The sequence below is a fragment of the Pseudomonas sp. PDM25 genome (assembly GCF_019219045.1).
GTDB lineage: Bacteria > Pseudomonadota > Gammaproteobacteria > Pseudomonadales > Pseudomonadaceae > Aquipseudomonas.
Map to the genome: position 1 here is coordinate 282,577 of NZ_JAHUWL010000006.1, position 14,416 is coordinate 296,992.

The 14,416-nt window shown below is 59.1% G+C and carries 9 protein-coding genes; 6 read left to right on the forward strand and 3 right to left on the reverse strand.

From position 1 onward, the window contains the following. Nucleotides 1-52 precede the first annotated feature (52 nt). Both metH and KW848_RS13610 read left to right on the forward strand, forming a co-directional pair. Nucleotides 53-3,763, forward strand: coding sequence for a methionine synthase (metH, locus tag KW848_RS13605; RefSeq protein ID WP_218537146.1), 3,711 nt, complete (start codon nucleotides 53-55; stop codon nucleotides 3,761-3,763). 151 nt (nucleotides 3,764-3,914) lie between these two features. Next, nucleotides 3,915-4,133 carry a DUF2970 domain-containing protein gene (locus KW848_RS13610; protein ID WP_111449834.1) on the forward strand — a complete coding sequence of 73 codons (219 nt, stop codon included), beginning with the start codon at nucleotides 3,915-3,917 and terminating at the stop codon, nucleotides 4,131-4,133. Here KW848_RS13610 and KW848_RS13615 read toward each other — a convergent pair. Next, entirely contained in the window at nucleotides 4,130-5,203 is a 1,074-nt protein-coding gene (locus tag KW848_RS13615; RefSeq protein ID WP_218537147.1) for an ABC transporter substrate-binding protein, read from the reverse strand. The genes KW848_RS13610 and KW848_RS13615 overlap by 4 nt on opposite strands. 523 nt (nucleotides 5,204-5,726) lie before the next feature. On the opposite strand from KW848_RS13615, the gene KW848_RS13620 reads away from it, so the two are divergent. Beyond that, the gene (locus tag KW848_RS13620; RefSeq protein WP_218537148.1) at nucleotides 5,727-7,385 is read left to right on the forward strand and encodes a nitrite/sulfite reductase; all 1,659 of its coding nucleotides are present in this window, start codon (nucleotides 5,727-5,729) and stop codon (nucleotides 7,383-7,385) included. After that, nucleotides 7,369-7,863: a DUF934 domain-containing protein gene (locus KW848_RS13625; protein ID WP_111449837.1), complete on the forward strand. Its 495-nt coding sequence runs from the start codon at nucleotides 7,369-7,371 to the stop codon at nucleotides 7,861-7,863. The genes KW848_RS13620 and KW848_RS13625 overlap by 17 nt, the downstream gene beginning before the upstream one ends. Nucleotides 7,864-7,936: 73 nt before the next feature. Here KW848_RS13625 and KW848_RS13630 read toward each other — a convergent pair whose 3' ends face one another. Both KW848_RS13630 and sohB read right to left on the reverse strand, forming a co-directional pair. Beyond that, nucleotides 7,937-11,773, reverse strand: coding sequence for a dermonecrotic toxin domain-containing protein (locus KW848_RS13630; protein ID WP_218537149.1), 3,837 nt, complete (start codon nucleotides 11,771-11,773; stop codon nucleotides 7,937-7,939). Nucleotides 11,774-11,973: 200 nt separating this feature from the next. Next, complete coding sequence (gene sohB / locus KW848_RS13635) at nucleotides 11,974-12,996, reverse strand: protease SohB (RefSeq protein ID WP_008154971.1); 1,023 nt, start codon at nucleotides 12,994-12,996, stop codon at nucleotides 11,974-11,976. 203 nt (nucleotides 12,997-13,199) lie between these two features. On the opposite strand from sohB, the gene KW848_RS13640 reads away from it, so the two are divergent. Then, the gene (locus tag KW848_RS13640) at nucleotides 13,200-13,910 is read left to right on the forward strand and encodes a histidine phosphatase family protein (protein ID WP_218537150.1); all 711 of its coding nucleotides are present in this window, start codon (nucleotides 13,200-13,202) and stop codon (nucleotides 13,908-13,910) included. Between the two features lie 64 nt (nucleotides 13,911-13,974). Continuing rightward, nucleotides 13,975-14,289, forward strand: coding sequence for an SCP2 sterol-binding domain-containing protein (locus KW848_RS13645; RefSeq protein ID WP_008154977.1), 315 nt, complete (start codon nucleotides 13,975-13,977; stop codon nucleotides 14,287-14,289). Nucleotides 14,290-14,416: the final 127 nt, after the last annotated feature.

Here is a 14,416-nt window from a genome sequence, read left to right on the forward strand (position 1 = left end):
ACAGGTTTGCTATTATCCCGCCCCTTCGTCATGGTCTTTCCGAGTAGTCCAAATGTCCGATCGCAGTGTTCGCCTTCAAGCTCTCAAGCACGCCCTCAAAGAGCGCATCCTGATTCTCGATGGCGGCATGGGCACGATGATCCAGAGCTACAAGCTTGAAGAGCAGGATTACCGCGGCAAACGCTTCGCCGACTGGCCAAGTGACGTCAAGGGCAACAACGACCTGTTGATCCTGACGCGTCCGGACGTGATTGGTGCCATCGAGAAAGCCTACCTGGATGCTGGCGCCGACATTCTGGAAACCAACACCTTCAACGCCACCCAGGTGTCCCAGGCCGACTACGGCATGCAAGGCCTAGCGTACGAGCTAAACGTAGAAGGCGCGCGTCTGGCGCGCAAGGTCGCAGACGCCAAAACCCTGGAAACCCCGGACAAGCCGCGTTTCGTCGCTGGCGTGCTCGGCCCGACCAGCCGCACCTGCTCGCTGTCGCCTGACGTGAACAACCCCGGCTATCGCAACGTGACCTTCGATGAACTGGTGGAAAACTACACCGAGGCTACCAAAGGCCTGATCGAAGGCGGCGCCGACCTGATTCTGATCGAGACCATTTTCGACACCCTGAACGCCAAAGCGGCGATCTTCGCGGTGCAAGGCGTGTACGAAGAACTCGGCGTCGAGTTGCCGATCATGATCTCCGGCACCATCACCGACGCCTCCGGCCGTACGCTCTCCGGCCAGACTACCGAAGCGTTCTGGAACTCCGTGGCCCACGCCAAGCCGATCTCGGTCGGCCTGAACTGCGCCCTCGGCGCCAGCGAATTGCGCCCGTACCTGGAAGAGCTGTCGAACAAGGCCAGCACCCACGTTTCTGCGCACCCGAACGCCGGCCTGCCGAACGAATTCGGCGAGTACGACGAACTGCCGGCGCAAACCGCAAAAGTCATCGAAGAATTCGCCCAAAGCGGCTTCCTCAACATCGTCGGCGGTTGCTGCGGCACCACGCCGGGCCACATCGAAGCCATCGCCAAGGCCGTGGCCGGTTATGCGCCGCGTGAAATTCCGGACATCCCAAAGGCCTGCCGCCTGTCGGGCCTGGAACCGTTCACCATCGATCGCAACTCGTTGTTCATCAACGTCGGCGAGCGGACCAACATCACTGGTTCAGCCAAGTTCGCCCGTCTGATCCGTGAAGATAACTACACCGAAGCCCTGGAAGTCGCCCTGCAACAGGTCGAAGCCGGCGCCCAGGTGATCGACATCAACATGGACGAAGGGATGCTCGATTCGAAGAAGGCCATGGTGACCTTCCTCAACCTGATTGCCGGTGAACCGGACATCTCCCGCGTACCGATCATGATCGACTCCTCCAAGTGGGAAGTGATCGAAGCCGGCCTCAAGTGCATCCAGGGCAAGGGCATCGTCAACTCCATCAGCATGAAGGAAGGCGTCGAGCAGTTCATTCATCACGCCAAACTGTGCAAACGCTACGGCGCCGCAGTCGTGGTGATGGCCTTCGACGAAGCCGGCCAGGCCGACACCGAAGCGCGCAAGAAAGAAATCTGCAAACGCTCCTACGACATTCTGGTCAACGAAGTCGGCTTCCCGCCGGAAGACATCATCTTCGACCCGAACATCTTCGCCATCGCCACCGGTATCGAAGAACACAACAACTACGCTGTGGATTTCATCAACGCCTGTGCCTACATCCGTGACGAACTGCCCTACGCGCTGACCTCGGGCGGCGTGTCCAACGTGTCGTTCTCGTTCCGTGGCAACAACCCGGTGCGCGAGGCGATTCACTCGGTGTTCCTGCTGTATGCAATCCGCAACGGCCTGACCATGGGTATCGTCAACGCCGGCCAGCTGGAGATCTACGACCAGATCCCGGCTGAGCTGCGTGACGCCGTTGAAGACGTAGTGCTCAATCGCACCCAGGAAGGCACTGACGCCCTGCTCGCCATTGCCGACAAGTACAAGGGCGACGGCAGCGTCAAGGAAGCCGAGACCGAAGAATGGCGCGGCTGGCCCGTCAACAAGCGTCTGGAGCATGCCCTGGTCAAGGGCATCACCACGCACATTGTTGAAGACACCGAAGAATCCCGTCAGTCGTTCGCCCGCCCGATTGAAGTGATCGAAGGCCCACTGATGTCCGGCATGAACATCGTCGGCGACCTGTTCGGCGCCGGCAAAATGTTCCTGCCGCAGGTGGTGAAGTCCGCCCGCGTGATGAAGCAGGCCGTGGCCCACTTGATCCCGTTCATCGAACTGGAAAAAGGCGACAAACCGGAAGCCAAGGGCAAAATCCTGATGGCCACGGTAAAAGGCGACGTGCACGACATCGGCAAGAACATCGTTGGCGTTGTGCTGGGTTGTAACGGCTACGACATCGTCGACCTCGGCGTGATGGTCCCGGCGGAGAAAATCCTGCAAGTGGCCAAGGAGCAGAAGTGCGACATCATCGGCCTGTCCGGCCTCATCACCCCTTCGCTGGATGAAATGGTCCATGTGGCCCGCGAGATGCAGCGCCAGGACTTCCATCTGCCGCTGATGATCGGTGGCGCGACCACCTCGAAAGCGCACACGGCGGTGAAGATCGAGCCGAAATACAGCAACGATGCAGTGATCTACGTCACCGACGCTTCCCGCGCCGTGGGCGTGGCGACGCAATTGCTGTCCAAGGAATTGAAGCCGGCGTTCATCGAGAAGACCCGCCTGGAATACATCGAAGTCCGCGAGCGTACCGCCAACCGCAGCGCCCGCACCGAGCGCCTGAGCTACCCGGCGGCCATCGCCAAGAAGCCGCAGTTCGACTGGAGCACTTACGAGCCGGTCAAACCGACGTTTACCGGCGCCAAGGTGCTGGACAACATCGACCTGAAAGTCCTGGCCGAATACATCGACTGGACGCCGTTCTTTATCTCCTGGGACCTGGCCGGCAAATTCCCGCGCATCCTCACGGATGAAGTGGTCGGTGAAGCCGCCACGGCGTTGTACGCCGACGCCCGGGAAATGCTTGCCAAACTGATCGACGAGAAACTCATCAGCGCCCGTGCGGTGTTCGGTTTCTGGCCGGCCAACCAGGTGCGTGAGGATGACATTGAAGTCTACGGCGATGACGGCAAGCCGATTGCCAAGCTGCATCACTTGCGTCAGCAGATCATCAAGACCGACGGCAAACCGAACTTCTCCCTGGCTGACTTCGTTGCACCGAAGGACAGCGAAGTAACCGACTACGTGGGTGGTTTCATCACCACGGCTGGTATCGGTGCCGAAGAAGTGGCCAAGGCCTATCAGGATGCCGGCGACGACTACAACTCGATCATGGTCAAGGCACTGGCCGACCGCCTGGCCGAGGCGTGCGCCGAGTGGCTGCACCAGCAGGTCCGTAAAGACTACTGGGGTTACGCCAAGGACGAGACGCTCGACAACGAGGCGCTGATCAAAGAGCAATACACCGGTATCCGCCCTGCCCCAGGCTATCCGGCCTGCCCGGATCACACCGAGAAATCCACGCTGTTCAAGTTGCTGGACCCTGAGGCCTCGGAAATGAAAGCCGGCCGCAGCGGCGTGTTCCTTACCGAGCACTACGCCATGTTCCCGGCAGCAGCGGTCAGCGGTTGGTACTTCGCTCACCCGCAGGCGCAGTATTTTGCCGTGGGCAAGATCGACAAGGATCAGGTGCAGAGCTACACGTCGCGCAAGGGCCAGGAATTGAGCGTGACCGAGCGCTGGCTGGCGCCGAACCTGGGTTACGACAACTAGCCCCCCACTGTGGGAGCGTGGCTTGCCCGCGATGAACGATGACGCGGTTTCCCTGTGAGACCGCGGCGCTTCCATCGCGGGCAAGCCACGCTCCCACAGGTTTTTGGGGATTGTCTATGCTTAGCTCTCACACATTGGTGACGAGGGGTTTATGGACGATCCAGCCGACAACAAGCCGCCCACTTTCTGGCAGATGCTGCACAGCGTCCTGGCGGCGGCGTTCGGGGTGCAGAGCGGGAAGAACCGGGCCCGAGACTTCACTCACGGCAAGCCCAGTCATTTCGTGATTCTGGGGATTTTGTTCACCGCGGTGTTTGCGTTGACGCTGTATGGCATCGTGCAGCTGGTGGTGCATCTGGCTGGGGTTTAGCGCATCAAGGTTTGCAGACTGAACGGATAGCGATACGACGTCGACCGGCCCTTGGCTGAAAGGCGGCGGAAGTTCACACCGTAATCCGGTGATTCACCCATGGCCAGCAAACGCCTGGCCTGTGCCTTGTCGATCAGTTGCAACAACGGGATTTGCCGGTCTCGGCCGCCGTAATGGCTGAGATCCACTCCCTGATCAAGATCATGCAACGCCACCAGTGCCCAGCCGCCCAACGTGAAGTGCCCGCCCAACAGCACGCTGATGCGTCCGTCAACTGTCGCCTGTAACGCCGCCGGCGAGGTATTGACCGCACTGAACAACGCATCCTTGCCGGGTATCCCGCCCGCCTCCGAATACGCCTGCATGGCGCCAAACGCCATTTCGTCATTGGCTGACCACACCAGCGAGACCTTCGGGTAACGCCGGAACAACAGTTTGGCTTGTTCATAGGCCCGTTCCCGGGTCCAGCCGCTGTAAACCAGTTGGCGCAAGCGCACTTCAGGGTGCTCGGCCAAGGCACGCATCATGCCTTGCTCGCGCAATTGCGCCGAAGGGGTGATCTTCAGGCCGGAAAACGCCAACAACTCGATGACCTGACCGGGCGCCACGGGCGGATGTTGGCGAATCAGTTCCTTGAGCATCAGGTAGCCACCCTCCTCGTCGTTGGGCACCAGGCTGCCCAGTCGATCAGAGCGATCCCCCAGCAGACTCTGCTGATTGGCCGTCAGCGAAGCGTTGACCATAAACAGCTTCACCCCGCTGCCTTCGGCCAGGCGAATGATCTGCGGAGCGACGTACTGTTCGTTGGCGAACATCAGATAGTCCGGACGATCAGGGCCTTGCAGCGCCTGACGGGCCTGCGCCAGCGTGAGCTCCGGCATGCGCCGGGAATAGAGAATTCGCAGATCAATGCCCAGATCCGTGGCTGCCGCCTGCATGAATTGCGAATAGCTGACCCAGAAGGCTTCGTCAGTCTGTCCAGGGCTGAGGAACAATACCGATTCCGCGCGCGCAACAGGGCCGTAAACCGCGCCAAGCATCAGCAGGAATGAGTAGAAAAACTTCAACATTGATCGTCCGAGCCCCCCGGCAATTCGCCGCGCATTATAGCCAGCGAAGTCCCGGAAAACGGCGCTTATTCCGGTTATTGTCCGACAATCGTCGGAATGAGGCCCGGACGGGGTCGGTTATTGATGACTGACCCAAAATACCGCGGTGCCCACGACCAGGATGATCAGGAACAGAATGGCCCAAGCATCGACCGTGCTATCGGGTTTTGACGTTTTGGTAGGGTTGCTCATTGCATCGCCTCTTGTCGGTTTTATCGGTGATTGCATAAAGACTCGAGCACAGTTAAGACGATGATTGCCCGCACCACAAATGTGGGTTTTACGTCATTGGATCTCATTAGTCGTTTTGGTTCTTTACATATACTCAAACATCACTTTTGCGCATAACTGCAAACTGGTATCTTGCCCCGGCTCCGTTGGGAGTGCGCGGCCGTGCGCGCAGAATTGCCGAGGCAGTATCGGAGACTTCCAAGCGAAAAACGCAACTGGATCCGACCGGCCCAAGCCTGAGAACAGGACTTATATGTACGTATATGACGAGTACGATCAGCGGATCATCGAGGACCGCGTCAAGCAGTTCCGTGATCAGACCCGACGCTATCTGGCAGGCGAGCTGAGCGAAGAAGAATTCCGCCCTCTGCGCCTGCAAAATGGCCTTTACATTCAGCGCTTCGCGCCGATGTTGCGGGTGGCGGTGCCTTACGGCCAACTGACTTCGCGCCAGACGCGAATGATGGCCAAGATTGCCCGTGACTACGACAAGGGCTATGCCCACATCAGCACCCGGCAGAACGTACAGTTCAACTGGCCGGCGCTGGAAGACATCCCGGACATCCTTGCCGAACTGGCGACCGTGCAAATGCACGCGATCCAGACCAGCGGCAACTGCTTGCGCAACGTCACCACCGACCAGTTCGCCGGTGTCGCTGCCGACGAGCTGATCGATCCGCGCCCGTGGTGCGAGATCGTCCGCCAATGGACCACGTTCCACCCTGAATTCGCTTACTTGCCGCGCAAGTTCAAGATCGCCATCAACGGTTCGACTTCCGACCGTGCGGCCATCGAAGTCCATGACATCGGCCTTGAGCCGGTGCACAACGCCGCTGGCGAGCTGGGCTTCCGTGTGCTGGTGGGTGGTGGTCTGGGCCGTACCCCGGTGGTGGGCGCGTTCATCAATGAATTCCTGCCGTGGCAAGACCTGTTGAGCTACCTCGACGCCATCCTGCGGGTCTACAACCGCTACGGCCGTCGTGACAACAAGTACAAGGCGCGGATCAAGATTCTGGTCAAGGCCTTGACCCCAGAAGTCTTCGCACAAAAAGTCGACGCAGAGATGGAGCACCTTCGCGGTGGCCAGACCACGTTGACCGACGCCGAAGTGCATCGTGTGGCCAAACACTTCGTCGACCCCGAGTACAAGGTTCTGGACAACCAGGCCCAGGCGTTGGCCGAACTCGACAAAGAACACCCGGGCTTCGCGCGCTGGCGCACCCGCAATACCCTGGCCCACAAAAAGCCGGGTTATGTCGCCGTGACCCTGTCCCTGAAGCCGACCGGTGTTGCACCGGGCGACATCACCGACAAGCAGCTCGATGCCGTTGCCGACCTGGCCGATCGTTACAGCTTCGGTCAACTGCGCACGTCCCACGAGCAGAACATCATTCTGGCCGACGTTGAGCAGACTCAACTGTTCGCGATGTGGGGCGAGTTGCGCGAGCAAGGCTTCGCCACGCCGAACATCGGCTTGCTGACCGACATCATCTGCTGCCCGGGTGGCGACTTCTGCTCGCTGGCCAACGCCAAGTCGATCCCGATCGCCGAATCGATCCAGCGTCGCTTCGAAGACCTGGATTACCTGTTCGATATCGGCGAACTGGACCTGAACATCTCCGGTTGCATGAACGCCTGTGGTCATCACCACGTCGGCCACATCGGCATCCTCGGGGTGGACAAGAAAGGCGAAGAGTTCTACCAGGTGTCCCTGGGTGGCAGCGCAAGCCGCGACGCCAGCCTGGGTAAAATCCTCGGCCCGTCTTTCGCCCAGGAAGCCATGCCTGACGTGATCGAAAAGCTGATCGACGTGTACATCGAACAACGTACCGAAGACGAGCGTTTCATTGACACCTATCAGCGTATTGGCATCGACCTCTTCAAGGAGCGCGTCTATGCAGCGAATAATTAAGAACAACGAAGTCGTCGACGAAACCTGGCACTTGCTGCCCAAGGACTTCAACATCGACGAGATCAGCAACTGCGACGACTACATCGTCCCGTTGCAACTGTGGCGCGAACACAGCCGTATGCTCAAGGCCCGCGATGGCGGCCTGGGCGTGTGGCTGGATGCCGATGAAGAAGCGGAAGAAATCGGGGACGACGTGGAAAATTTCCAGGTCATCGCCCTGAACTTTCCGGCCTTCACCGACGGTCGCAACTACTCCAACGCCCGCCTGCTGCGTGACCGTTATGGTTTCAAAGGCGAATTGCGGGCAATTGGCGATGTGCTGCGCGACCAGCTGTTCTACCTGCACCGCTGCGGTTTCGACGCCTTTGCGATCCGCGCCGATAAAGACCCGTACGAAGCCTTGGAAGGTCTCAAGGACTTCTCGGTGACCTATCAGGCTGCTACCGACGAACCGCTGCCGCTGTTCCGTCGCCGCTGATCGTTCAACCTTGAACCCCTTGGCAGGGGTTCAAGGCCTCCCTCCTTGTCAGTCACGACACGAACAAATCCGTTCAAAAACCTGCGCGTTGTTCCAATGCCCTGAACGCCACCCATGGGTTTTCAAGCCGGCCAAGCACTGCGCTCAATCGACTCAATACTTCGTCTGAAGCATCTGCCGCCTCCAAAAGCCGCCAGACTCGCGCCTGAAGCGACTGATAACTGACCTGAAAGTCGGCGGTCAGGCTCAGCCTGTCGATTGCGCTTAAAAACCGCGTACCGGAGGGTTTGCCCGCCAGCCTCTGCCAAAGGGCTTGTCGGGACTGTTGCAGCGGTTCATCGCAGTCCCGAAGCCACACAATCGGCTGTCCATAGTCAGCACCTGGTGCGCTCAGCCATAAATTGATTCCGGTTTGCTCACGATGACTGATCAGTCGGCGGAGCGTGTCCTCGTCTGTCAGTGGATTGCTCCAAAGCAGCAGACGATCCACCGAGACGGCCTGATTTATCACTGCGGGCGGAACCCGGGTGATCCGGTTATGACTCAAGTCCAAAGAGGTCATATAGGGCTCATCCCTGATGCCGATCGGGCACCGGGTAATCTGGGTGTCGCAGAGGTTCAGCCGACGCAAGTCATTCATCCCGAGCAACATGGGGGGCACGCCCAAGGGGTTTTCACTCAGGTCCAGCGATTGAAGCCTGGCCATCCCGCTCAGCTGTGACGCCGTCTCTTCGGTGAAGACCAGGCCGGTAGCCTTGAGATTCAGCGACGTGAGATGAGTCAGGCTGAACATGGCCGTCGGCAGAACAGACTGCGCCTCACCCTCGAGGTCGAATTGGGTCAACTCGACACCCTCAAGATTCAGGGTCTGCAGATTCGGAAAACACTCGAGGAACCCATTCAAGGTTTCACGCTCGGTCACATGGAAGTGCGGCATCGACAACTCGACGACGTCGTGGAACCTGACGTTCATGATCGGCAATCGATGATAGTCCTCGCCCGCCATGTCGAGCTTGAACCCCACAAGCTGTTCGCCTGAATAGACGCGCTGATCTTGCGATGCCCGCTTTCGCCAGAGGGTGATCAGCTCGTCAGCCAGCTCGATCCTGGATTCACGCTCGTAGTACATGGCGCTCTGAACCAGGTTCTCGTTATGCACTTCAATCTGCTCTTCAGTCAGCCCCTGTGCCTCGTTGTCAGCTTCATTCAGGAAAGGAACGTCCATTTCCACAATGTCTTGCGCTACCTGATCGATCCAGCCGCTCAGGTCGATGTGCAATTGTTGAAACGCCTGCTTCAGCGCGTCGATATGAGCCTGGGCCCTGCCACCGGTACGCTGTAGGACTTCATCGGCCTCGGCATCCGAGAAGTCCGGATAAAGCTCCTTGAGCTGCAACCTCATCATCTCGTGCGTCAGCTCTTCGGCCTGAGGCGTACCGGGGAAGCCGCCGCCACGCAGCCCTTGCGCCTCGAAGGGCAGGCCGGAATCCATCCTGCCCAAACCAAGCACTAACTCGGATCGGGGCATTGCCCGCTCGCCGACTTTCAGCCGTAACTCGCGGGCCGGATCGAGCGTTAAAAGTTGCAGGGCCGAGCGCTCGTCTTCGGTCAAGACTTCAAGCACAGCCTCATAGAAGTCCGTTTGCACATCGCGACTCAGGTAACGACTCCCCACCTTGATCAACCGTCGAAGATGGGTGGCGTCAAACGCACCGCTACGGTCCAGAACGCGGCTTGCGACGGAACCGTCCTGGACTTCGATTCGAAGGTTTTTTGGCCATCCGGGCAGATTTTTGAGGGAATGCAGGGCCAGCGTGTCGGACTCCGGGTTGACCACCGAAGGAAGGTACACCCCCTCATACGCACGATTAAGCCGTACATGCTGTTGGTATTGCCGGGCCTTGCTGTCGAGACGATTGAACATCTGCCGGAGCTGGACCGCGTCAGAAGGGCTCTGGATATCCACGCCATAACGGTCGAGCATTTGCTCAATGGCGCTTTTGGGCAGGTCGGGGTATTGGCGTTGAAACAATCGGACCCCTGCATGTTCCGAGTGTTGAAGCGCTTCGTAACGGCTGTTGAACAGTTCGACTCGCTCGCCCTGTGCCACAGCGGCTTGCTCGAGTTCCTGATCGATCCTGAAACGGCTGATGGTATCGGCCAGCAAAGGCGTCGGCGGGCGCCCGGCCTGCATCAACCGCAGCATGTCGTCATCGACTGTACTGACCTTGGCGATCTGCGCCAGCATTTCATCGCTGAAAGACGCCACCGACGGGCCAATTCCGCGCAGAAGTTCCACGCGGGTCGGCGGCGCCAGGTTTGGTGGTCCGGGAATCGGGGCAACGGCCTGATCCGGCGTCGGCCTGGCAGACTCGTCCTTCGGTGCTGCACCAGGTTCGCGCGCACTCTCGGCAAGGGCACCGGCCTCGGCCTCGGCAGCTTCACCCTTGAGTGCCGCGCCTGCGCCTGCCAGCGGCAGCGCATTAAGCAAGCCAAACACCGTGCGTGTCACACCCGCTGCTCGATCGCTCGATGTCGCACCGTTGACAACCTGATCAAGGCCATACCCGGCATCGATGATACCGGCCAGCACCAGCAACCCTTCACCACCGGGCACGAACAACGCCAAAGGACCGAAACGGTTGATCCACTCCACAACCGGTTCGACGAAAGCACTCAAGTTATCCCGGTTGACCTGCGCATCGTCACGAATGGTGTTGACCCCGGCCAGGGAGGCCTCCTTCATGGTCAGGACCAACTGGGCAAACGGATCGGTGCCCGATGGCGAGTCATCGAAGCCGATGTATCGGGCAGGCTCCCAAAAACCGTCATCGTTGAAGAAGCCCGCCTCTTTGGTCAGCCGGTGTTCCCTCGGGTAGACCGCCATGCCGTCCAGCGCCGTCAACACACCGGCATGGAAAGTGCCGTCCTTGCGATCATCCTCGGCGAAGTGAGCGGCCAAGGCCTGTTTCGTATCATCACGCCTGCCCTGCTCTACAATCCACTGGTGCAATTTCCCGGAATCCTCAAACGCATGCAGGGGCGACGAGTTGCCGGGGATGTACAACACAATCCTGCCGCCAGGTTCACGCAAACCCCAGATGTCTTTCGAGGTGTAGCGATAAAGCTTCAAGCGTCCCGTAGCGAGCATCGCGGGCACGCTGGTGGGTGCCTGTAATTGTTCGAATGTGAGCGTTGCCCATGCCTGATCCGACGGCAGCCCTGCCGCCTGCAGGGCCAGTGCGAGCCCTTCCGGGTCCAGACTGCTCTCACCCCGCTGCAATAAAGCGGCCATGACGAAGGCGGCTTTGACCGAGGTTTTCAGTGCGTGGGGGGCAGGTGCGACGATGATTTCGTCCGATGGCCAGGCTTGATCAAGATAGGCCTGATACAGATCCTTGAGAGCCAGCTCCCAGACCCACTTTTTGAAGTCCGCCGGTCGCACGGCGATCTGGTTGGCTGGCCCGAAGACTTGCCCGGCGTCTCGGCGATAGAGGCCTTCATAGCTGTCGTGGTTACCGTCGCCACTATCGGCAAACTCATCGACGTGTTCCACGATCTGTATGGATGGCCCAATGTCAGGCGGGGTATACAACCCAAACGCTGTTTCACCGAAGCGCCCGTCACCCACGGTTTGATAGTTGGAAATCAGCACCTGCACCAGCGACATGGCACTCGCCACCCGTCCCTGGTGGATGCCGTTCTGCGCGGGATGCCCCTTGTAGTCGTAATCGAGGGTCACCAGCTGTGCGGTGGCGGGATCAATATCATGACCCCACTTTTCTTTGATCAGGTGTTCGCCAAACTGACTGGGAGTTAGCGGCAGCGCAGCATCCATGGCGGACTTCAGCACTTGGCGCATGCCGGGAGAGGTCGGTACATCGTCGGCTTTTTTAGGGTGGTCGATCATGGTGCATTCCATTGCAAGCATTTCAGGAACACCAGCCTAACTGACCACGGATCAACCGGAAGCGGGAGCGATCGACACAGATCTCAGGAAAATTCTCAAACACCGTAAGGAAAATGGATGGACTTGAAACCCGCCCAAAAAAAAATGAAACCGGGGAAGAATCCACGGTTTCATTTTTTAACGATGATGCTTGTCGAGTATTACCAGAAGCGTTGCTGGGTCAACCGGCTCCACCAGCTCAGCAGCACACGATCGACCGAACCGCTGGCCGCCATGCCGATGCGCTCCTGCAGGCTTTTGCGTTCGGCGTAGTGCAAGTGGTACAGCTCGGACTTCTTGGCACGCTCGGAGAGGTATTCATCGCTGGTCTTGAGTTCGTCCACCAGTTGCTTGTCCAGCGCAGCAACACCGAGCCAGATTTCGCCGGTGGCCACTTCGTCGATGGCCAGTTGCGGGCGATAGCGCGAAACGAAGTTCTTGAACAACTGGTGAGTGATGTCCAGGTCTTCCTGGAACTTCTCGCGGCCCTTCTCGGTGTTTTCGCCAAACACCGTCAGGGTGCGCTTGTACTCGCCCGCGGTCAGCACTTCGAAGTCGATGTCGTGCTTTTTCAGCAGGCGGTTGACGTTAGGCAACTGCGCCACGACACCGATCGAGCCAAGGATCGCGAACGGCGCGCTGATGATCTTCTCGCCGATGCAGGCCATCATGTAGCCGCCGCTGGCCGCGACCTTGTCGATGCACACGGTCAACGGCACACCGGCATCACGGATACGCGCCAGTTGCGAGGACGCCAGGCCGTAGCTATGAACCATGCCGCCGCCGCTTTCCAGACGCAGCACCACTTCATCCTTGGGCGTGGCGAGGGTCAGCAGCGCGGTGATTTCATGGCGCAGGCTTTCAGTGGCCGAGGCCTTGATGTCGCCGTCGAAATCGAGCACAAACACCCGTGGCTTGGCTTCGGTTTTCTTCTTTTGCTTTTTCTCGGATTTAGCTTCGACCTTGCGCAAGGCCTTGAGCTGGTCCTTGTCGAGCAAGGTTTGCTCCAGGCGTTCGCGCAGCCCTTTGTAGAAATCATTGAGTTTGCTGACTTGCAACTGGCCGACCGACTTGCGTCGACCTTTGCTGCGCAACGCCGCGAAACTGGCCAGGACCACCAGAATGGCGATCACCAGTGTCACGGTCTTAGCCAGAAAAACTGCGTACTCGGCAAAAAACTCCACAGGGACTCCTTTAATACGATGCGCTGCATGAACGCGCGCGGGATGCCTCCAGCATACCCATGCGCCGCCCCGGCGGCCAGCCGTGAAACCTCTGGCAACAGCCCTGTAACGGGCATTTCAAACAAGCGTATGTTTTTTCATTGACAGCTCACCGTCATCCTCATAACCTCGCCGAACCTTCAACGTACCGGGATGACGCGGACGTGGGCAGTATCTATTTGATTCGACATGGCCAGGCCTCCTTTGGTGCAGACGACTATGACGTCCTGTCGCCGACCGGTGTTCGCCAGGCAGAAGTCCTCGGCCAGCACCTCGCCGAGCTGGGCATCAGCTTCGATCGCTGCCTCTCGGGCGACCTGCGCCGCCAGCAGCACACGGCCAATAGCGCACTGCAACAGTTCGCTGCGGCAGGCCTGCCGGTTCCCGTCCTGGAAATCGATTCCGCTTTCAATGAGTTCGACGCCGACGCGGTGATCCGCGCGCTGTTGCCAGCCATGTTACCGGACGAACCCGAAGCGCTGCACATCCTGCGCAATGCCGCGCAAAACCGCGGCGAGTTCCAGCGAATCTTCGCCCTGATCATCGAACGCTGGCTCGCCGGCACCTATGACACACCGGGCCTGGAAAGCTGGCTGGGGTTTGTCGATCGGGTGCAAGCCGGTCTGCAGCGAATCCTCGAAAGCGCCGACAATTCCCAGAAAATCGCCGTGTTCACCTCCGGCGGCACTATCACGGCGCTGCTCCATCTCATTACGCAAATGCCGGCAAAGCAGGCGTTTGAACTGAACTGGCAAATCGTCAACACCTCGCTCAACCTGCTGAAGTTTCGCGGTCGCGAGGTGGCTCTGTCTTCTTTCAACAGTCATGCGCACTTGCAGCTGTTGAAGACCCCGGAACTCATCACGTTTCGCTGAGTCCGGACTGTTGTGACCCTGGCTGTATTCACCCAGCTCCAATTACCCAAGAAAGGATCGAACCATGACCTCCGTAGCTGATGCCGTACAAGCAATGAAAGCCAAGTTCAACCCAGCCGCTGCTGCCGGTCTGGACCTGGTATTCGGTTTCCGCATCGACGACACCAAAAACTTCTCGCTGATCGTCAAGGACAGCACCTGCGAGCTCCAGGAAGGCGAGAACCCGGACGCACAGGTGACTCTGGTGATGGACGGCGAAACCCTGGAAGGCATCGTCAGCGGCGAAACCGACGGCATGCAAGCCTTCATGGGCGGCAAACTGCGCGCCGAAGGCGACATGATGCTGGCCATGAAACTGTCCGAGCTGTTCCCGGCCTAAGCGCGCCGCTCCCGACCTTCGGGAGCACGCCTGGCTGCAAACGAATCCCGCCCCTCGAGGCGGGATTCGTCGTTTTTCGCCATCGGAAAACGGCCACCTGTGGATTTGCCGTCTATATTCTTTCTGG

What these genes read in the sequence shown, in the direction of transcription:
- KW848_RS13615 (WP_218537147.1), bottom strand. Translation starts at nt 5,203, where the DNA reads ATGTTGAAGTTTTTCTACTCATTCCTGCTGATGCTTGGCGCGGTTTAC.
- KW848_RS13625 (WP_111449837.1), top strand. Translation starts at nt 7,369, where the DNA reads ATGCAGCGAATAATTAAGAACAACGAAGTCGTCGACGAAACCTGGCAC.
- KW848_RS13630 (WP_218537149.1), bottom strand. Translation starts at nt 11,773, where the DNA reads ATGATCGACCACCCTAAAAAAGCCGACGATGTACCGACCTCTCCCGGC.
- metH (WP_218537146.1), top strand. Translation starts at nt 53, where the DNA reads ATGTCCGATCGCAGTGTTCGCCTTCAAGCTCTCAAGCACGCCCTCAAA.
- KW848_RS13645 (WP_008154977.1), top strand. Translation starts at nt 13,975, where the DNA reads ATGACCTCCGTAGCTGATGCCGTACAAGCAATGAAAGCCAAGTTCAAC.
- KW848_RS13620 (WP_218537148.1), top strand. Translation starts at nt 5,727, where the DNA reads ATGTACGTATATGACGAGTACGATCAGCGGATCATCGAGGACCGCGTC.
- KW848_RS13610 (WP_111449834.1), top strand. Translation starts at nt 3,915, where the DNA reads ATGGACGATCCAGCCGACAACAAGCCGCCCACTTTCTGGCAGATGCTG.